Source organism: Streptomyces collinus (assembly GCF_031348265.1).
GTDB lineage: Bacteria > Actinomycetota > Actinomycetes > Streptomycetales > Streptomycetaceae > Streptomyces > Streptomyces collinus.
On sequence record NZ_CP133771.1, the window covers coordinates 1,697,734 to 1,716,338 of the forward strand.

Here is an 18,605-nt window from a genome sequence, read left to right on the forward strand (position 1 = left end):
TGAAACCGGGCACGGTGGAGCGTCGTCTTGTATCGGTTGCTTCCTGGGACTGGCGTCCCGGGAGTCACGCCTCGGCGGGTTCCTCGGCGGGCTCTTCAGCCGGCGCCTCGTTCTCCGCGGCGTTCTGCGACTTGCCGGGGTTGGCCTTCGCTTCCGCCTTGCGGGCTTCCTGCGCCTGGCGAGCCTCGGCCATCGCCTCGGTCTTCTTCTTGTGCGGACCGAGAACCATGATCATGTTCCGGCCGTCCTGCTTCGGGTTCGACTCGACGAAACCGAGGTCCTGGACGTCCTCCGCGAGACGCTGCAGCAGTCGGTAGCCCAGCTCGGGACGGGACTGCTCGCGACCACGGAACATGATCGTGATCTTGACCTTGTCGCCCTGCTTGAGGAACCGGACGACGTGACCCTTCTTGGTGTCATAGTCGTGCGGGTCGATCTTCGGCCGGAGCTTCATCTCCTTGATGACCGTGTGCGCCTGGTTCTTGCGCGCCTCACGGGCCTTCATGGCCGACTCGTACTTGAACTTCCCGTAGTCCATGAGCTTGCACACGGGCGGACGGGCGTTCGCCGCGACCTCGACCAGGTCCAGGTCGTACTCCTGCGCAAGCTCCAGTGCCTTGGCCAGGGGGACGATGCCCACCTGCTCGCCACTGGGACCGACAAGTCGCACCTCGGGAACGCGAATCCGGTCGTTGATGCGGGGCTCGGCGCTGATGGATCCTCCTCGGTAGCACCACGCGACGGTCTGGCGGACGGCCGCGTAACGTCTGTGTTCGATAGACCAAACCGCGTCGAAGCAACAAAAATGCCCCGGACGATCCCAGGCGGGGCTCCTCGAACTACCGGAGCACCGCCGCGGGAAGCCGCGGGGCGCGCTTTCGGACGGATCACCGCCGCTTGGACGGGACCGCCTGACCGGTGACCCGCCGCCCTGAGGGTGATCGGGTGGGAGTTCGAAAGCCTCCACTTGTGGGCCGGGCCCGCGAGCTGTGGGGCACACGTGTCCGACCGGTCGTTACACGAGGTTACCAGCATCGGCCAGGAACGGCCAATTGGGGCGAGCCGGGGTCACGTGGGGTTCGCCCGCTCGCTGCGCCTATCGTGTGGGGCATGAGTGAGACCCCTCCTGAGTCCCCCGACTTCGACGCCATGGCCCGCGACATCGCCGAGGTCCCGGCGGTCGAGGTGATCGTGACGGTCGCCGTCAACCTGATGAGCGCCGCCGCCGTGAAGCTCGGTCTGACCGAGGAGGGCGAGAAGCACAAGGACCTGGACGAGGCCCGCAAGCTGGTCCACGCCCTGGCCGGTCTGCTGGACGCCACGGCGACCGAGATCAGCTCCTTCCACGCGGCGCCCCTTCGCGACGGCCTGAAGTCGCTCCAGCTGGCGTTCCGCGAAGCGTCCCTCGTCCCGGACGAGCCGGGGCAGGGGCCGGGCGAGAAGTACACGGGCCCGGTCTACGGCTAGTCCGACGGTCGGCCCGCTCCTCAGCGTACGAACAGGGGCTCGCCCGGCGGCGTGACCTCGGCCGGCAGCAATGCCAGGTCGAGGCCGCGCACCAGGCGGGCCCTCAGTGTTTCGTCGGCGGCGAGCCGCTCCGCGACGGCCCGCGCGGCCTCGGCCGGTACCGCGGACGGGTCCAGCACCAGGGCGAGGGTGCCGTCGGCCTGTCCCGGCCCGAGGTGGGCTCGCACCACGGCGGGCTCGGCGGCCACGGCGTCCCGTACGGCTCCCACCACGACCGGGTCGGTGAGCGGGTCGGTGCTCGCGCGGCCCTCGGCGAGGGCGAGCAGCGCGGGACCCGTCAGCTCGAAGGGCACCGGCCCCGCGACGTCGAGCACGACCGTGTCCGCCTTCTCGTGCGCGGCGGCCTGGAGGGCCTGGTACAGCGGCACGGCGACGGGGCGGGCCGCCGGGTCCCAGCGGGCGAGGGAGTCCGTGGAGGTGAAGGCGGGCAGGGCCGTGCGGTCGCCGGCCTTCAGCGTGGGGACGGCCATGTCGCTGGTCTTCTCGCGGCGCAGTCCCTGCTCGTCCTCCTCGACCTCGCCGAGCACGGCCACGACGGGGACGAGCAGCCGGGCGTTCTTGAGGGCGGCCAGGACCGGACCCACGGCGCTCCGGTCCGCGGACCAGGCGGTGAGAGCCGCGCTCAGCCGGGGGTCGGCTGAGCCGTCGTCGTCGGAGAAGCCGGAGTCCGGGATGTTCTTGTTCGCCACGCGTCGACCCTATCGGCCGGGTGGTGGGCTCCCGGCAGTGGCTCAGAAGTCCGCACGGCCGGCACGGCGGCCGCGCCACAGGACGACCGCAGCGACCAGGAGGACGCCGCCGGCACCGCCCGCGAGGGGGGCGGCCCAGTCGGCGGGGCCGTCCCCGGAGGCGTCGGCGTCCGGTCCGCTGCCGAAGTACTTCGCGCCGTAGGACGCCGACTGCAGGTCCTCCGGCTTGAGGCGGCCGGCGGCCTCGATGGCGGCCGCCGGGTCGACGAAGCCGAAGCCGCGGGAGTCGTCGCGGCCCCCGGCCGGGGCGTTGCGGGCGGTGTCCTCCAGCAGCGACTTGATCTGGGCCGGGGCGAGACCGGGGTGGGCCGCCTTGACCAGGGCGGCGGCGCCGGAGACGAAGGCGGCGGCGGCGCTGGTGCCCCATCCCTCGTAGTACTTGTGGTCGGGGTCGGCGATGACGACGTCGACGCCGGGGGCGCTGACCGTGGCGTACCAGCGGCGGGTGGAGAAGGAGGCGCGGGTGCCGGCACGGTCGACGGCCGTGGCGGCGATGACGCCCGGGTAGGCGGCCGGGTACGAGATGTGGTCGCCCTTCTCACCGCCGTTGCCCGCGGAGGCGACGACGACCACGCCCTTCTTCAGGGCGTACTGGATGGCCTGGTCCTCGCCGGGTTCGGGGTGCGCGGAGGCGGAGTCGTCGCCGAGGGAGAGGTTGATGACGTCGGCGCCGTGGTCGGCGGCCCAGCGGATGCCCTCGGCGAGGGCGTTGCCGCGGGTGCTGCGGGCCTTGGCCCGGGAGGGGTCGCCGTCCTCCAGGATCACGCGGACCGGGAGGATCTTCGCCTCGGGCGCGATGCCGAGGACGCCGTCGGCGTCGCCGGGGCCGTGTCCGTGGCCGGCGATGATGCCGGCCATGGCGGTGCCGTGCCGGGCCCAGGCGCGGTCGCCGGGTTCGGCTCCGAAGCGGATCAGGTCCTTGCCGGGCAGGACGTTGCCGACCAGGTCGGGGTGATCCTCCTCGACGCCGGTGTCCAGGACGGCGACGGTGACGCCGCGGCCCTTGGTGGTCTGCCAGGCCTGCTCGGTGTTCATGGCCTGCAAGGCCCACTGCTGGGCGCGGATGCCGTCGGCGTACGCGGTGGCGGCGGGGAGGAGGACGAGGCCGGCGGTGAGCAGGACGCCGAGGGCGGCGGCCCTCCTGGACGGCCTGCGCGGGCGTTTCCCGGCCGGGGGGTGCACGGCGGTCACGAGGGCTGCTCCGAGGCCGATCGGACGTTTCTGCGGAAGTCGCGTTCGACGCGGTCGGCGAGGCCCTGCGCCTCGTTGCCGAGGCCGGCCTGTGCGGCGGCGGTGGTGGCGTCGGCCTCCAGGGCGTCCCCGGCGGGCTGCGGGTCGTCGACGGTGCGGCCGTCGGCCCAGCCGGAGACGGCGTAGACGACGACCGGGGCCTCGGTGAGCACGGAGACGGTCCAGGAGGCGCGCTGGCGGGCGCCGAAGCCGGCGGCGAGCGTGCCCTTCGCGGCGTACGGCAAGGGCATCAGGTCGCTGCGGCGGTCCAGGCGTTCCCTGCGGAAACGGTTCGCGAGGGCGGTCATGCCGGGGGCGTCGGCGGTGGTGAACAGCAGGCCGACGGTGGTCACGTAACTCTCGGTGGCGTCGGTGTAGGTGGCGCGCAGGAGGCGTTCGCAGCCGACGGGGGCGAGGGCCTTGCGCAGCAGCGGGTCGAAGGCGTCCTTGCAGCCGCTGTCGGGGGCGACGGCGATACGGGTCCAGGTGCGGTCGGCTCCGCCGGGGCCGGCGCCCCTGCCCTGCACGGTGGGCGGGAAGAGCTGGTCGACCGGGACGCTGTGCCAGAGGCTTCCGGCGGCGGCGAAGGTAGTGGGCGAGCCCTCTTCCCCGGAGCCGCCGACGAGCCAGCTGCCGGTGACCGCCCCGGAGATGAGGCCCAGTCCGAGCACGAGGCAGACGGCGGCAGCGGCGGCCTGCGGCGCCCCGCGCCGGAGGAGCGGCCGGGGCCGGGCGTCGCCGTCGTAGCCCTCGGGTTCACCGAACGACACCAGGGGGCGCGTGGCGCTCCAGGAGAGGGCGGGGTCGGGAGAGACCGGGGCGGGGCTCGGGTGTGGTGGGGCGGCGGGGGCCTGCGGCTCGTGTGCGGGGCGCGGCGGGGCGGCGGGACGGGCTGCCGTCACCCCCGGGGCGGCGGGGCGGGCGACGGGTACGGCGGGCTCGTCCGGTGCCGGGTCGGCGGGGACCGGGCGGAGACGGGCGGTCGTCTCGGAGGTGGTCTCGCCGGGGGAGCCGGTACGGCGGGGCTCGGGGAGCCGGAACGGCCTGCCGGCCGTCTCCGACGATGCTCCGGCCTGAGCACCGGAACCGCCCGACCCGCCGGGGGCGGAGAGGCGGAAGGGCCGGCCGGGCGTCTCCGCCGAGGCCCCTTCCGAAGGGTCCGGACGTCCCGCCCGGCCGGAGGGCCCCGGCGTGGGGAGGTGACGCGGGCGCGGAGGAGTATCGGATGCCGGGGAGGGGGACGGCTCGGGTGAACCGGCGCGGGCCTCACGGCTGACACCGGACCGCCCTTCCGAGCCGAGGCTGCTCCCACGACTGACGCCTGAAGGGTGGTCCGAGCCGGGACGGCCGTCGGGGCCACCGGAGGGCCTGTCCGAGCCGGGGCGCGCCTCGCGGGCGATGCCGGAGGGCCGATCCGAGCCAGGGCGCGCCTCGCGGGCGATGCCGGAGGGCCGATCCGAACCGAGGCCGGTCACACGACCGCCGGACGACCCATCCGAACCGAAGCTCGACTCACGGCCGCCGCCGGAAGGCTGATCCGAGCCAGGGCGGCCATCGCCGCCGACGCCGGAAGGCCGGTCCGTGCCGAGGCCACCGTCGCGGCCGCCGGAGGGCCGGTCCGAGCCAGGGCGCGCCTCACGGCCGACGCCGGAAGACCGCTCCGAACCGAGGCCGGTCACACGACCGCCGGAAGGCCGGTCCGAGTCGGCACGCGTCTCGCGGCCGATGTTGGGCGGCATGTCGGGGAAGCGGGTGGAGGCGCGGGGCGGGGGCGGCGCGGAGGGCTCGGTGATCCGGGACGCGGTGGGCCCAGTGGGCCGGGGGGCGGCGGAGTTGCTGGGCCAGGGTTCCGCAGGCTCGCTGCGCCGGGGCGCGGTGGGCCCGGTGAGCCGGGGTACGGCGGGCCCGGTGAGCCGGGGTTCCGCAGGCTCGTTGCGCCGGGGTGCGGCGGAGCCGCTGGGCCGGGGCGCGGCGGAGCCGGTGTTCGCGGTTCCGAGGGAGGGGAAGCGGGGGTGGCCGTTCGGCCTGTGGGAGGGTTTCGGGCCGTTCGGGTCCCCGGGCGTCCCGGAGGGGGCCGCTGCCGGACCCGGCGCGGGGTCGGACGTGGTGCCCGGGGTGTTCCGCTCGTCCGCCGCCGGGGCTTGCGGTGCGGCCGGCGGGTGCGACGGACGCGGTGGCGTCGTGGGGCGCGGAGGGAAGGAGGCGCGTGGCGCTTCCGTGCTCATGCACCCCCCGTTTCCTCATGCCCGGGCCGCTCGTTTCACGCGGGCCGTTGCCGTCCTGCCCGAGGCCCGGTACGGAATCGTCCCGGGCACACCTACCCGTACGGACGGAGCGTCATCCCGCGCGGATCCCCGGCCGGCGGCGTCCGTCGTACGTTCGCGTCACTCTACGGCTTGTTCCTGGGCGAACGGGAACCAGTCCACGAGGCCGGGGCATCTGCCCGGAACGTCCCCCTACCCTGCGGTAATCCAGTCTGGCAGGCTGCGTTCATGACTGCGCGCGCCGCCGACCGGGCCCGTTACGACCGGGCCACCGCCCATCTCGACGCCCCTCTCGCGATCGTGGACCTGGAGGCTTTCGACGCCAACGCCGCCGACCTGGTCCGACGTGCCGGGGGCAAGCCGATCCGGGTCGCCAGCAAGTCCGTGCGCTGCCGGGCGCTGCTGGAGCGCGTCCTGGCCCGGGACGGCTTCGCGGGGATCATGTCGTTCACCCTCGCCGAATCGCTGTGGCTGGCCCGTTCCGGGTTCGAGGACGTACTGCTCGCCTATCCGTCCGCCGACCGTGCGGCGTATGCCGAACTGGCCGGTGATCCCAAGCTCGCCGCCGCCGTGACCGTCATGGTCGACGACGTCGCCCAGCTGGATCTGATCGACGCCTCGCGTGGCGGCGGGCGTGAAGTGGTGCGGGTGTGCCTGGAGTTGGACACCTCGCTGAAGCTGCTCGGCGGGCGGGTGCGGGTCGGGGCCCTGCGTTCACCGCTGCACTCCCCCGCCCAGGTCGCCGACGTGGCACGGGCGGTGGCCCGGCGGCCCGGCTTCGAGGTCGTGGGGATCATGGCGTACGAGGGGCATGTCGCCGGGGTCGGGGACTCGCTGGCCGGGCGTCCGCTGCGGTCCCGTGCGATCCGGCTGATGCAGGCCGCCGCCAAGCGTGAACTCGCCGAGCGGCGTGCGGAGGTGGTGCGCGCGGTGCGGGCCGTCGTGCCGGATCTGGAGTTCGTCAACGGCGGCGGCACCGGCTCGGTGCAGCACACGGCGGCCGAGGACGCGGTGACCGAGATCGCCGCCGGTTCGGGGCTGTACGTGCCGCGCCTGTTCGACAACTACACGTCGTTCAGGGGTCGTCCGTCGGCCCTCTTCGCCATGCCCGTGGTGCGGCGGCCGGGGGTGGGGGTGGTGACCGTGCTCGGTGGTGGGTATCCCGCCTCGGGTGCGGCCGGGGCCGACCGGTCGCCCGTGCCGTATCTGCCGGAGGGGCTGCGCTACGACCCGCAGGAGGGTGCGGGTGAGGTGCAGACGCCGCTGCTGGGCTTGCCCGCGGACGACCTGCTGATCGGTGACAAGGTGTGGTTCCGGCACGCGAAGGCCGGTGAGCTGTGCGAGCGGTTCGACCGGCTGCACCTGATCGAGGGCGACGCGGTGACGGCCGCCGTGCCCACCTACCGCGGCGAGGGCCACACGTTTCTCTGAGGCCTGCGGGGCGTCAGTCCGCAGGGCCGATGCTGCTGCCGACGCCGCCGCCCGTGTCTGCGTCGCCGAACGGGCGGATGCCCTGGGTGATGCGGTCCATGTCGGCGAGCGGCGGTCCGTCCTCGCCCGCGTCGAAGACGTACCGGACGAGGACCGGCGACTCGGTGCCGACGCTGGAGGGGAAGGCCAGCGACTGCACGTAGCCGCCGGGGCCCTTGCCGGTCTTGACGCGCCAGCGCACGAGGTACCCGGCGCGGCCCGCCACCGCGACCGGCCCGGACTTGACGACCTGGTGCGACTCCAGGCCGCCGTGGAGCTCGCGGCCGAGCCGGTCGCGGTCGTAGGCCTCGTCGGCGGCCTCGGGGATGTCCGCCTTGGCGAGGGCCTCGGGGGACTTCTCGTCGTTCTCGGTCACCGTGCGGGAGAAGACCATGCCGTGGCGGCACAGGCCGACGCCGGCGGGGCAGTCGTAGGTGCCGTCGGTCGTCATGACGACGTCGTCCTGGGCGACGTGCTGCGGGCGGACCCAGCCGTCGCGCAGCGGGAACGTGATGCCGTTGAGCTGGTCCTCGACGACGGCGGGGTCGTCCGCGGACGGTTTTGACGTCGACGCCTCGGGGGTCGGCTCGGGAGAGCCGGGCGTGGTCTCGGGCGCGGAGGTGGGGGCCGTCCTGGCCTCCGTGCCGTCGCCGTCGCCCCCGCCGAGGGCGACGGCTCCGGTGACGATCGCCGCCACCAGGACGGCGCCTGCGGCGGCCAGGGCGACCGCCTTCGTCCGGCCGGTGCCGCCGCCCGGTGGCGGGACGGCGGGCGCCTCGGGCGCGCGGCGGTGTTCGGTCCAGGCCGTGCCGTCCCACCAGCGCTGCCGGTGCGGGGCGTGCGGGTCGGGATACCAGCCGGGCGGCGGCGTCAGGCTCATCCCGGCACTGTAGGGCGCGACCCGGACCGTCGGGGCACTCGCCTACAGGGGTGTGACGTACGCCCCGGCGATCCCGCCGTCGACCAGGAAGTCGGTGGCGTTGACGAACGAGGAGTCGTCGCTGGCGAGGAAGGCGACGGCGGCGGCGATCTCGTCGGCCTCGGCGAACCGGCCCAGCGGGATGTGCACCAGGCGGCGCGCGGCCCGCTCCGGGTCCTTGGCGAACAGCTCCTGGAGGAGCGGGGTGTTGACCGGGCCCGGGCACAGGGCGTTCACGCGGATGCCCTCGCGGGCGAACTGCACGCCCAGTTCGCGGGACATCGCGAGGACGCCTCCCTTGGAGGCCGTGTACGAGATCTGGGAGGTCGCCGCGCCCATCCTGGCCACGAAGGACGCGGTGTTGATGATCGACCCCCGGCCCTGGCGCTGCATGTAGGGGATGGCGGCCTTGCAGCACAGGTAGACGGAGGTCAGGTTGACCTCCTGGACGCGCTTCCAGGCCTCCAGGCCGGTCTCCAGGATGGAGTCGTCGTCGGGCGGGGAGATGCCGGCGTTGTTGAAGGCGATGTCGACGCTGCCGTAGGTGTCGTACGCGGTCCTGAAGAGGGCCTCGACCTCGTCGGGGTCGGTGACGTCGACCTTCACGAAGGTGCCGCCGGTCTCCTCGGCGGCGGCCTTGCCGCGGGTCTCGTCGACGTCGCCGCAGACGACGCTGGCCCCCTCGGAGGCGAGGCGGCGGGCGGTGGCGAGGCCGATGCCGCTGCCGGCTCCGGTGACGACGGCGGTACGGCCGACCAGGCGGCGGCAGATGTTCTCCTGGGCAGTCACTGTGCGGGGCCCTCCGTGCTGATGAAGACGTTCTTGGTTTCGGTGAAGGCGGCCAGGGCGTCGGGGCCGAGTTCGCGGCCGACGCCGGACTGCTTGTAGCCGCCGAACGGGGTCCAGTAGCGGACGCTGGCGTGGGAGTTGACGGACAGGTTGCCCGCGCGGACGCCCTGGGAGACACGCAGGGCACGGCCGACGTCCCGGGTCCAGATGGAGCCGGACAGGCCGTAGGGGGTGTCGTTGGCCAGGCGGATCGCGTCCTGCTCGTCGGTGAAGGGCAGGAGGACGGCGACGGGGCCGAAGATCTCCTCGCAGGCGGCAGCCGAATCGGGGCTCTCGCCGGTGAGGACGGTCGGCGGGAACCAGAAGCCCGGGCCCTCGGGTGCGCTGCCGCGCAGGGCCGGGGCACCGTCCGGCACGAAGCCGCGGACGCGGTCGAGCTGCTGCCGGGAGATCAGCGGGCCCATCTGGGTCTTCTCGTCGGCCGGGTCGCCCACCACCACGGCGGCCAGCGCCTCGGCGAGATGCTCGCGGACCTCGTCGTAGACGGACTCCTGGACCAGGACGCGGGTGCGGGCGCAGCAGTCCTGGCCGGAGTTGTCCAGGAAGGAGAAGGGGTCGACGGCGGTCTTGAGGTCGGCGTCGGCGAAGACGATGTTGGGGCTCTTGCCGCCGAGTTCCAGGGTGACGGGCTTGACCTGCTCGGCGCCGAGGGCCGCGACGCGCGTCCCGGTCCGGGTGGAACCGGTGAAGACGATCTTGGCGACTCCGGGGTGGCGGACCAGGGCGTCGCCCGTGATGTCGCCGCGTCCCGGCAGCACCTGGAAGAGGTGCTCGGGGAGCCCGGCCTCCAGGGCGAGTTCGGCGAGGCGCAGCGCGGTGAGCGGGGTGGTCTCGGCGGGCTTGAGGATGACGGCGTTGCCGGCCGCGAGGGCGGGGGCGGTGCCCCAGGCGGCGATCGGCATGGGGAAGTTCCAGGGCGCGATCACGCCGACGACGCCGAGCGGTTCGAGGATCGTGACGTTCAGGCCGCCCGGGACCGGGATCTGACGGCCGGTGAGCCGTTCCACTCCCCCGGCCGCGTAGTCCAGCAGGTCGCGGACGTTTCCGGCCTCCCAGCGGGCGTTGCCGATGAGGTGGCCGGCCTCGCGGACCTCCAGGCGGGCCAGCTCTTCCAGGTGCTCGTCGACGGTGGCCGCGAAGCGGCGCAGCAGCCGGGCGCGGTCCGCGGGGGGCAGGGCGGCCCAGGTCCGCTGTGCCCGGGCGGCCCAGGTGACGGCCGTGTCGACGTCGGCCGGGCTCGCCCCGGCGACGGCGGCGACGACTTCCTCGGTCGCGGGGTTCAGTACTTCCAGAAGGTGCTCGGAAGACACAAAGGACCTCACATGCGTTCGAAGGAGCGGCGCAGCTCCCAGTCGGTCACCGCGGCGTCGAAGGCATCCAGTTCGACGCGCGCCATGTTGCGGTAGTGCGCGACGACCTCGTCGCCGAAGGCGGCCCGGGCGATGGGGCTGTTCTCCCAGAGCTCGGCGGCCTCGCGCAGGGTGTTGGGGACGTGGTCGAGGTCGGCGGCGTAGGCGTTGCCGGGGCAGGGTTCGGGCAGCTCCAGCTTCTGCTCGATGCCGTGCAGTCCGGCCGCGACCAGTCCGGCGACGGCGAGGTAGGGGTTGACGTCGCCGCCGGGCAGGCGGTTCTCGAAGCGCAGGGAGCGGCCGTGGCCGACCACGCGCAGCGCGCAGGTGCGGTTGTCCTGGCCCCAGGCGACGGCGGTCGGGGCGAAGGAGCCGGGCTGGAAGCGCTTGTAGGAGTTGATGTTGGGGGCGTAGAGGAGGGAGAAGTCGCGCAGGGCCGCCAGCTGTCCGGCGAGGAAGTGCCGCATGACCTCGGACATGCCGCCTTCGAGGTCGCCGGCCATGGCGTTGGTGCCGTCGGCGTCGGCGAGCGAGAGGTGGATGTGGCAGGAGTTGCCCTCGCGCTCGTTGTACTTGGCCATGAAGGTGATCGACATGCCCTCCTGGGCGGCGATCTCCTTGGCGCCGGTCTTGTAGACGGAGTGCTGGTCGCAGGTGACCAGGGCCTCGTCGTAGCGGAAGGCGATCTCGTGCTGGCCGGGGTTGCACTCGCCCTTGGCGGACTCGACGGTGAGACCGGCTCCGGCCATCTCGTTGCGGATGCGGCGCAGCAGGGGCTCGATGCGGCCGGTGCCGAGGACCGAGTAGTCGATGTTGTACTGGTTGGCCGGGGTCAGGCCCTTGTAGCCGGCGTCCCAGGCCTGTTCGTAGGTGTCCTTGAAGACGATGAACTCCAGCTCGGTGCCGACCTGGGCGGTGTAACCGAGTTCGGCGAGGCGTTCCAGCTGTCGGCGCAGGATCTGGCGGGGGGCGGCGACGACCGGGGAGCCGTCGTTCCAGGCCAGGTCGGCGTGGAGCATGGCCGTGCCCGCGTTCCAGGGGACGCGGCGCAGGGTGGTGAGGTCGGGGTGCATGGCGAAGTCGCCGTAGCCGCGGTCCCAGGAGGACATCGCGTAGCCCTCGACCGTGTTCATCTCGGTGTCGACGGCGAGCAGGTAGTTGCAGCCCTCGGTGCCGTGCCGGAGGACCTCGTCGAGGAAGAAGCGTGCGGCGAACCGCTTGCCCTGGAGCCGCCCTTGCATGTCGGGGAAGGCCAGGACGACAGTGTCGATCTCACCGCCGGCGACGAGGGTGTGCAGCTCCTCGACGCTCAGCGGGGGTGTGCGGTCTGCCACGGGAAGGCCTCCTAGGCTCCTTGGATCCGCTGCCTGGATCCGCCGGGAGCCATAAGGTATTGCGGAGAACCATTGCTTGGGAAGGGGGTACGGCCACATGCCGGAGGAAGCTGGGGGCGGCGAGGTGCGGGACGGGCTGACGCCGGTGCTGCGACCGGTGCGCGCGGGCAACGGCTTCGAGGAGGCGCTGGAGCAGATCCTGCAAGTCGTACGGCTGGGTCTGGTGCCGGGGGGCGAGCGGCTGCCGGCCGAGCGGGAGCTGGCGGAGCGGCTGGGGATCAGCCGGGTGACGCTGCGCGAGGTGCTGAAGGTGCTCCAGGACCAGGGGCTCGTCGAGTCGCGGCGCGGCCGGTACGGCGGGACGTTCGTGCTGCCGCGCGCCGAGGCCGTCGGCGAGGACGAGCTGCGGCGCCGGGTCGCCGAGGTCGACATAGAGGACGTGCTGCGGTTCCGGGAGGTGCTGGAGGTGGGCGCGGCCGGGCTGTGCGCGGCGCACGGGCTGGAGGAGAAGCAGGCGGACCGGCTGCGCGAGGCCCTGGCGCGCACGCATGACGCGCCGCTCGCCGAGTACCGCCGCCTGGATACGCTGCTGCACCTCACGATCGCCGAGCTGTCCGGCTCCCCCACGCTCACCGCCCAGTACGCGGCCGTCCGCGCGAGGGTCAACGACCTGCTCGACTGCATCCCGCTGCTGGTGCGCAACCTGGAGCACTCCCAGCGGCAGCACACCGCCCTGGTGGAGGCGGTGATCGAGGGCGAGGCCGACCAGGCGCGGGAGATCATGCGCGAGCACTGCGGGGGCACGGCGGCACTGCTGCGGGGGTTCCTCGGCTGAGGAGCGGCGTTTCGGTGCGGTGTCTCGGCGCGGTGAGGATTTACAGGCGATTCACGCACGGGTCTTGCCATCCCCGGTCGGCACCGCAAAGGTATGGCTCCATTCCATTGAGTCGGAGCCCGCTCGATCCCGTGACCACCGCCGCCCCGTCGGGAGTCTGCCCATGCCCCAGGAACCAACCGTCACACCCGCCGCCCCCGAGGGCGACGACTATCTGGAACGCAGAGCCCTGCGCCGCGGCAGCGCCGGCTGGGTGCTGCTGACCGGCCTCGGCGTCGCCTACGTCGTCTCCGGCGACTACTCGGGCTGGAACTTCGGCCTGGCCGAAGGCGGCTTCGGGGGCCTGGCGATCGCCATGGTCCTCATGGGCGCCATGTACGCCTGCATGGTCTTCGCCCTCGCCGAACTCTCCTCGATCCTGCCCACCGCGGGCGGCGGCTACGGCTTCGCCCGGCGGGCGCTCGGCCCGTGGGGCGGCTTCCTGACCGGCACGGCGATCCTCATCGAGTACGTCCTCGCGCCCGCCGCGATCGTCATCTTCATCGGCGACTACGTCGAGTCGCTGGGCCTGTTCGGGCTGGAGTCCGGCTGGCCGATGTACCTGGTCTGCTTCGCGATCTTCCTCGGCATCCACTTGTGGGGCGTGGGTGAGGCGCTGCGCTTCAGCTTCGTCGTCACCGGTATCGCGGTGGTCGCCCTGGTCGTGTTCGCGCTGGCGGCACTGCCCGACTTCTCCCTCGCGTCGCTGGACGACATCCCGGTCGACTCCTCCGCCGCGGGGTCGAGTTCCTGGCTGCCGTTCGGCCTGCTCGGCATCTGGGCGGCGTTCCCCTTCGGCATGTGGTTCTTCCTGGGCGTGGAGGGCGTGCCCCTGGCCGCCGAGGAGACCAAGGATCCGGCCCGTACGCTGCCGAAGGCGATCCGCTGGTCGATGGGCATCCTGGTGGTGCTGGCGGTGGTCACGTTCTTCGCGGCGGCCGGGGCCCGCGGTTCCGCCGCGATCCAGGAGGCGGGCAACCCGCTGGTCGAGGCGCTCCAGCCGAACGGCAAGGCGACGACCCTGAGCCGGATCGTCAACTACGCCGGGCTCGCCGGCCTGGTGGCGTCCTTCTTCTCCCTGATCTACGCGGGCTCGCGCCAGCTGTTCGCCCTGTCCCGGGCGGGCTACCTGCCGCGCTTCCTGTCGCTCACCAGCCGCCGCAAGGCGCCGTACCTGGGCCTGCTGGTTCCCGGCACGATCGGCTTCCTGCTGGCCGCGGTCTCCGGCAACGGCGCGCGGATGCTGAACATCGCGGTCTTCGGGGCGACCATCTCCTACGCGCTGATGTCCCTGTCGCACATCGTGCTGCGGCGCCGCGAGCCGGAGCTGCCGCGGCCGTACCGTACGCCGGGCGGAATCCTGACCTCGTCGGTCGCGCTGGTGCTGGCGTGTGCGGCGCTGGTGGCGACGTTCCTCGTGGATGTGACGGCGGCGTTGATCGCGCTCGTGGTCTACGCGGTGGCGGTCGGGTACTTCGGTCTGTACAGCCGCAAGCGGCTGGTGGCGAAGGCACCGGAGGAGGAGTTCGCGGCACTGGCTGCGGCCGAGGCAGAGTTGGCTCGGGACTAGGTGTTCGAGTGGTGAGGGAGTCGTCGTGGCCAGGCCGTTGATCGGGGTCAGCACCTATCTGGAGTCCGGGGCGCGCTGGGGCGTCTGGGAGCTGGAGGCCGCGCTGCTGCCGGTCGGCTATCCCCGGCTGGTGCAGCGGGCGGGCGGCCTGGCCGCGATGCTGCCTCCGGACGACCCGGAGCAGGCCGCCGACGCCGTGGCGCGGCTGGACGGGCTGGTCATCGCGGGCGGGCCGGACGTGGAGCCGGTCCGCTACGGGGCGGAGCGCGAGGAGCGTACGGGGCCGCCGGCGCCGGACCGGGACGCGTGGGAGCTGGCGCTGATCGACGCGGCGCTGGCGGCGGGCGTGCCGTTGCTGGGTATCTGCCGGGGCATGCAGCTGCTGAACGTCGCTCTCGGGGGCACCCTCGTGCAGCACATCGACGGGCACGCGGAGGTCGTGGGCGTCTTCGGGGGGCATGCGGTCAAGCCGGTGCCGGGGAGCCTGTACGCCGGGGTCGTGCCGGAGGAGACGTTCGTGCCGACGTACCACCACCAGGCCGTCGACCGCCTTGGCGAGGGGCTGGTCCCCTCGGCGTACGCGGCGGACGGCACGGTGGAGGCCGTGGAACTGCCCTCTGCCGACTGGGTGCTGGGGGTGCAGTGGCATCCGGAGATGGGCGAGGACGTGCGGGTGATGAGGGCGCTGGTGGAGGCAGCCATGCCCCGCGAGCCGGGCTTCCTGACCGACTGATTCGGGCGGTGGGTGGGCACAGGCCGGGGTCCAGGGGGCGGAGCCCCCTGGTCACGGCGCGCCGCTATCCTCGCGTCAGCGACAACAGGTCCCGCGCCGGCCCGGTGGGCCGGTGCCCCGTCGGCCACACCGCCCTCAGGTCCCGCGCCAGGGCGACCCCGTCCACCGGCACCGACACCAGCCGCCGCATCGCCAGTTCCTCCCTCACCGCCAGTTCGCTCAGCACCGCCGGCCCCGCCCCGCTCACCGCCGCCGCCTTCACCGCCGTCGTCGAGGACAGCTCGATCAGCGGCCGGGCCAGCCCGCCGAGCGCCGCGTCCAGCACCTGCCGCGTCCCCGACCCCTTCTCGCGGAGGATCAACGGCGTCGACGCCAGTTCTTCCGCGGCCAGCGACCGCCGCCGCCGGGCCCAGGCGTGCCCCGGCGCGGTCACCACTATCAGCCGGTCGTGGGCGATGACCGCCGAGTCGAGACCGGCCGGCACCGAGAGCCCCTCCACGAACCCCAGATCCGCCTCGTCCGACAGCAGCCGCTCGGCCACCACCGTCGAGTTCCCCGCGTGCAGCGACACCGCTGTGTCGGGCCGCTGTGCCCGCAGCGCGAGCAGCCAGCCCGGCAGCAGGTATTCGGCGATGGTCATGCTCGCGGCCACCCGCAGCCGGGAGTCGCGGCGCACGCGCAGCGCCTGCGCGCCCACGTCGAACGCCTCCGCCGCCTCCACGATCCGCCGCGCCCAGTCCGTCACCAGCGCCCCGGCGTCCGTGAGCCGGGACCCGCGGGGCGAGCGGTCGACCAGCGCCACGCCGAGCTGCCGCTCCATCGACCGGATCCGGCTGCTGGCCGCGGGCTGGGTGATGCCGAGTTCGCGTGCCGCGCCGCCGAGGCTGCCGAGCCGCGCCACCGCCAGCAGCAGCTCCAGGGCGCCCAGATCCGGCACCCGGTGCGCCAGGGAGCCGGAGACGGTCGGCCCGGCCTGCTCATCCGCGTTGCTCATAAACCCAGCTTATGCCGCCATAGAGGCATAGTCCCTGGTGGTGCCCCTGTCCCGGCCCCACCGTGGAGTCATGGTCACCGCAGCCCAGCCCCTCGCGCACCCGCTCTCCGTCCGTCACCTCGGACCCAACTGGTACGCCACCGTGATGGGCACCGCCGTCGTCGCCACCGCCGGAGCCTCCCTCCCATCGCACGTCCCGGGGCTGCGCGGCGTGCTCGTGGGGGTGTGGGCCCTGTCGCTCGTCCTGCTGCTGGTCCTGCTCGCGGGTCGGGCCGCGCACTGGAACCGGCACCGGGACCAGGCCCGCGCCCACCTCCTCGACCCGGCGACGGCACCCTTCTACGGCTGCCTCGCCATGGCCCTGCTGGCCGTGGGCGGCGGTGCCCTCACCGTCGGCCGGGACCTGATCGGCCTGCGGGCGGCCGTGGCGCTCGACGCCGTGCTGTTCACCGCCGGCACGGTGACCGGTCTGGCCGCGGCCGTCGCCGTGCCGTATCTGATGGCCGTACGGCATCGGGTGGAGCCGGGGCAGGCCACGCCCGTGTGGCTGCTGCCGCTCGTCGCGCCCATGGTGTCCGCCGCCGTCGGGCCGCTGCTGGTGCCGCATCTGCCGCCCGGTCAGGCCCAAGAGACGCTGCTGTTCGTCTGCTTCGCCCTGTTCGGGCTGAGCCTGCTCGCGACCCTGGTCATGCTGCCGCTGGTCTTCGCCCGGTCGCTCACCGGCGGACCGCTGCCTCTCGCCCTCACCCCGACGCTGTTCCTGGTGCTGGGCCCGCTCGGGCAGTCCACGACGGCCGTGGGTGCCTTCGCGGATGTCGCGCCGGGGGTCGTACCGGAGCCGTACAGCGAGGGTTTCGGAGCTCTCGCCGTGCTGTACGGCGTGCCCGTGATGGGGTTCGCGCTGCTGTGGTTCTGCCTGGCCGCCGCCCATGTGCTGCGCGCCCGGCGGCACGGCATGCGGTTCTCGATGACCTGGTGGTCGTTCACCTTCCCGGTCGGCACCTGCGTCACGGGCGCCGAGGCGCTGGCCCGGCACACCGGGCTCGTGGCCTACGCGGGTCCGGCGGTCGTGCTGTTCACGGTGCTGGTCGCGGCGTGGGGCACCGCCGTCGTGGGGACCGCGCGCGGGCTGCTCAGGGGCGAGCTGCTCGCAGGGCCCGGCCCAGTACCCGCGGCGCCTCGGCCAGTGACGGTCCGTACCACGTCAGGTGCCGTCCGCTGACGAGCGCGCAGGGCAGGCCGGGGAAGGCCTCCGGGCCGTCGTCGGCGGTGAAGCGGTACGGCTCGTCCGGGAGGACCACCACGTCCGGTGCGCAGGCGCGCAGTTCCTCCAGTGCGATGCGGGGGTAGCGGTCGGGGTGCGTCGCGTACGCGTGATCGACGCCGAGGCGGGCGAGGACGTCACCGGCGAAGGTGTCGCGGCCCAGGACCATCCACGGCCGGCGCCAGATCGGTACGACCGCGGTGAGCCGCGTCTGCGGCTCCGGCAGCGACGACCAGGTCTGCTCCGCCTCGTCCAGCCAGCGCGGCCGGGCCGGCACCCCGCAGGCGTCGAGCACCCGGGCCAGTTCCCGGAAGGCCTGCGGCACGTCGCGGATCTCCGTCACCAGGACCTCGACGCCCGCCGCGCGCAGGGCCGCGAGGTCGGGTGCGCGGTTCTCCTCCTCGTTGGCGATGACCAGATCGGGCGCGAGGGACAGGATCCGGTCGGTCTTCGGGTTCTTGGTCCCGCCGACACGTACGACGTCCAGGCCGGGGGGATGCGTGCACCAGTCGGTGGCGCCGGCCAGGGTTCGGGGCGCGGACCGGGCCACGGCCTCGGTCAGCGAGGGGACCAGCGAGACCACCCTCACCGGCGTGGCCGGTCCCGGACCGCCTCGATGTGCTCCGCCACGGCGACCACGATCACGCGGGTGTCCGACTCGGCCGCCCGCCAGCGATGCCGCACGCCGCCGGTCAGGTACAGCGTGTCGCCGCGGCCCAGGCGGTAGGCGCGGCCCTCCGCCTCGATCTCCACCGCGCCGTCGGCGACGTACATCAACTGGTCGTTGCGGTACTGAAATTCACGGCCCGCATCGTGGTCGCCGGTGAACTCGGAGGCGTGCATCTGGTGGTGACCGCGGACCAGGGAGCGGGACCGGGGCCGGGACAGCGGCTCGCTGCCGTCGCCGCGGACGACGTCCACGCTGCACGCCGGGTCGGCCGCGGCGAGGAGCTCCACCGCCGTGGTGCGCAGGGCGTCGGCGACCTTCTCCAGGGAGCTGGTGCTGGGCCGCGCCCGGTCGTTCTCGATCTGGCTCAGGAAGGGGACGGACAGGCCACTGCGCGCGGACACGACGGCGAGGGTGAGCTCCAGCGCGCGGCGCCGTCGGCGCACGGCCGCGCCCACCCGAAGGGGTTGCTCTTTGTGGTCGCCCATCGCTCCGGCTCCCTCCTTCGCCCGTCCGTCCGCGCCCCGTGCGGCGGTGTCCCGGCGCACTGCTCCTGTTGAGTTGTCTGCACCCTACGCATGTTCGGCAAACCGTTTCCTGCGCCCGTCACATCGACGTCATACGGGACGGTGCGCGACCTCACACTTCACGCCAGGCGATCCGCCGCCGAAGGGGGCGGGCAGGCCTTCCGTCTGTTGGAGGAACAGGCGGGGAGAGGGGGTTCTGGGGGTGGCGTAGCGCTCTGTGGTTGTCCGGATCCCGCTCGTGGACCGGGGGCCGGGTGGGACGCGGCGTGTCGCGCGTCCCACCCC

At 73.5% G+C, this 18,605-nt stretch carries 17 protein-coding genes; 6 read left to right on the forward strand and 11 right to left on the reverse strand.

Annotated elements, in window-relative coordinates:
* Nucleotides 1-64 precede the first annotated feature (64 nt).
* Entirely contained in the window at nucleotides 65-715 is a 651-nt protein-coding gene (gene infC, locus RFN52_RS07595; RefSeq protein ID WP_221760418.1) for a translation initiation factor IF-3, read from the reverse strand.
* A gap of 395 nt (nucleotides 716-1,110) precedes the next feature.
* On the opposite strand from infC, the gene RFN52_RS07600 reads away from it, so the two are divergent.
* Nucleotides 1,111-1,467: a DUF1844 domain-containing protein gene (locus RFN52_RS07600; RefSeq protein ID WP_062925865.1), complete on the forward strand. Its 357-nt coding sequence runs from the start codon at nucleotides 1,111-1,113 to the stop codon at nucleotides 1,465-1,467.
* A 20-nt stretch (nucleotides 1,468-1,487) separates the two neighbouring features.
* On the opposite strand, the gene RFN52_RS07605 is transcribed toward RFN52_RS07600, so the two are convergent.
* Genes RFN52_RS07605 through RFN52_RS07615 form a run of 3 tightly spaced genes read right to left on the reverse strand, consistent with a single transcriptional unit; the run spans nucleotide 1,488 to nucleotide 4,276 of the window.
* Nucleotides 1,488-2,216 carry an SseB family protein gene (locus RFN52_RS07605; protein WP_184844094.1) on the reverse strand — a complete coding sequence of 243 codons (729 nt, stop codon included), beginning with the start codon at nucleotides 2,214-2,216 and terminating at the stop codon, nucleotides 1,488-1,490.
* 42 nt (nucleotides 2,217-2,258) lie between these two features.
* A complete protein-coding gene (gene mycP, locus RFN52_RS07610; RefSeq protein ID WP_374050154.1) occupies nucleotides 2,259-3,467 on the reverse strand; it encodes a type VII secretion-associated serine protease mycosin in 1,209 nt (402 codons plus the stop codon).
* Nucleotides 3,464-4,276, reverse strand: a complete 813-nt coding sequence (locus RFN52_RS07615) for a hypothetical protein (protein ID WP_184844098.1) — start codon at nucleotides 4,274-4,276, stop codon at nucleotides 3,464-3,466. Before RFN52_RS07615 ends, mycP begins: the two co-directional genes overlap by 4 nt.
* Before the next feature lie 1,722 nt (nucleotides 4,277-5,998).
* Between RFN52_RS07615 and RFN52_RS07620 the strand changes: the two genes are divergently transcribed.
* A complete protein-coding gene (locus RFN52_RS07620; protein ID WP_184844101.1) occupies nucleotides 5,999-7,201 on the forward strand; it encodes an amino acid deaminase/aldolase in 1,203 nt (400 codons plus the stop codon).
* A gap of 13 nt (nucleotides 7,202-7,214) precedes the next feature.
* On the opposite strand, the gene RFN52_RS07625 is transcribed toward RFN52_RS07620, so the two are convergent.
* The 4 genes from RFN52_RS07625 to RFN52_RS07640 are packed head-to-tail and all read right to left on the reverse strand — an operon-like array spanning nucleotide 7,215 to nucleotide 11,691.
* Nucleotides 7,215-8,120 carry a DUF2510 domain-containing protein gene (locus tag RFN52_RS07625; protein ID WP_311240920.1) on the reverse strand — a complete coding sequence of 302 codons (906 nt, stop codon included), beginning with the start codon at nucleotides 8,118-8,120 and terminating at the stop codon, nucleotides 7,215-7,217.
* Nucleotides 8,121-8,162: 42 nt separating this feature from the next.
* Nucleotides 8,163-8,948 (reverse strand): 3-oxoacyl-ACP reductase, encoded by a 786-nt coding sequence (locus RFN52_RS07630; protein ID WP_184844104.1) that lies wholly within the window; start codon nucleotides 8,946-8,948, stop codon nucleotides 8,163-8,165.
* The gene (locus RFN52_RS07635) at nucleotides 8,945-10,318 is read right to left on the reverse strand and encodes an aldehyde dehydrogenase family protein (protein ID WP_184844107.1); all 1,374 of its coding nucleotides are present in this window, start codon (nucleotides 10,316-10,318) and stop codon (nucleotides 8,945-8,947) included. The genes RFN52_RS07630 and RFN52_RS07635 overlap by 4 nt, the downstream gene beginning before the upstream one ends.
* 8 nt (nucleotides 10,319-10,326) lie before the next feature.
* Nucleotides 10,327-11,691, reverse strand: coding sequence for a glutamine synthetase family protein (locus RFN52_RS07640; RefSeq protein WP_184844110.1), 1,365 nt, complete (start codon nucleotides 11,689-11,691; stop codon nucleotides 10,327-10,329).
* A 97-nt stretch (nucleotides 11,692-11,788) separates the two neighbouring features.
* Between RFN52_RS07640 and RFN52_RS07645 the strand changes: the two genes are divergently transcribed.
* From RFN52_RS07645 to RFN52_RS07655, 3 genes are all read left to right on the forward strand, one after another.
* Complete coding sequence (locus RFN52_RS07645) at nucleotides 11,789-12,526, forward strand: FadR/GntR family transcriptional regulator (RefSeq protein ID WP_184844113.1); 738 nt, start codon at nucleotides 11,789-11,791, stop codon at nucleotides 12,524-12,526.
* Nucleotides 12,527-12,689: 163 nt separating this feature from the next.
* Nucleotides 12,690-14,135 (forward strand): ethanolamine permease, encoded by a 1,446-nt coding sequence (gene eat / locus RFN52_RS07650; RefSeq protein ID WP_184844116.1) that lies wholly within the window; start codon nucleotides 12,690-12,692, stop codon nucleotides 14,133-14,135.
* A 37-nt stretch (nucleotides 14,136-14,172) separates the two neighbouring features.
* Nucleotides 14,173-14,868 carry a gamma-glutamyl-gamma-aminobutyrate hydrolase family protein gene (locus RFN52_RS07655; protein ID WP_184853825.1) on the forward strand — a complete coding sequence of 232 codons (696 nt, stop codon included), beginning with the start codon at nucleotides 14,173-14,175 and terminating at the stop codon, nucleotides 14,866-14,868.
* 64 nt (nucleotides 14,869-14,932) lie between these two features.
* Here the strand turns inward: RFN52_RS07655 and RFN52_RS07660 are convergent, their stop codons facing one another.
* A complete protein-coding gene (locus RFN52_RS07660) occupies nucleotides 14,933-15,862 on the reverse strand; it encodes a LysR family transcriptional regulator (protein ID WP_184844119.1) in 930 nt (309 codons plus the stop codon).
* Between the two features lie 70 nt (nucleotides 15,863-15,932).
* Between RFN52_RS07660 and RFN52_RS07665 the strand changes: the two genes are divergently transcribed.
* On the forward strand, nucleotides 15,933-17,084 hold the full coding sequence (locus tag RFN52_RS07665; RefSeq protein ID WP_184844122.1) for a TDT family transporter: 1,152 nt from the start codon (nucleotides 15,933-15,935) through the stop codon (nucleotides 17,082-17,084).
* Here the strand turns inward: RFN52_RS07665 and RFN52_RS07670 are convergent.
* Both RFN52_RS07670 and RFN52_RS07675 read right to left on the reverse strand, forming a co-directional pair.
* Nucleotides 16,996-17,715 carry a helical backbone metal receptor gene (locus RFN52_RS07670; protein WP_184844126.1) on the reverse strand — a complete coding sequence of 240 codons (720 nt, stop codon included), beginning with the start codon at nucleotides 17,713-17,715 and terminating at the stop codon, nucleotides 16,996-16,998. The two genes, RFN52_RS07665 and RFN52_RS07670, sit on opposite strands and share 89 nt — an antisense overlap.
* A complete protein-coding gene (locus tag RFN52_RS07675; RefSeq protein ID WP_184844129.1) occupies nucleotides 17,712-18,281 on the reverse strand; it encodes a helix-turn-helix domain-containing protein in 570 nt (189 codons plus the stop codon). The genes RFN52_RS07670 and RFN52_RS07675 overlap by 4 nt, the downstream gene beginning before the upstream one ends.
* Nucleotides 18,282-18,605 lie beyond the last annotated feature (324 nt).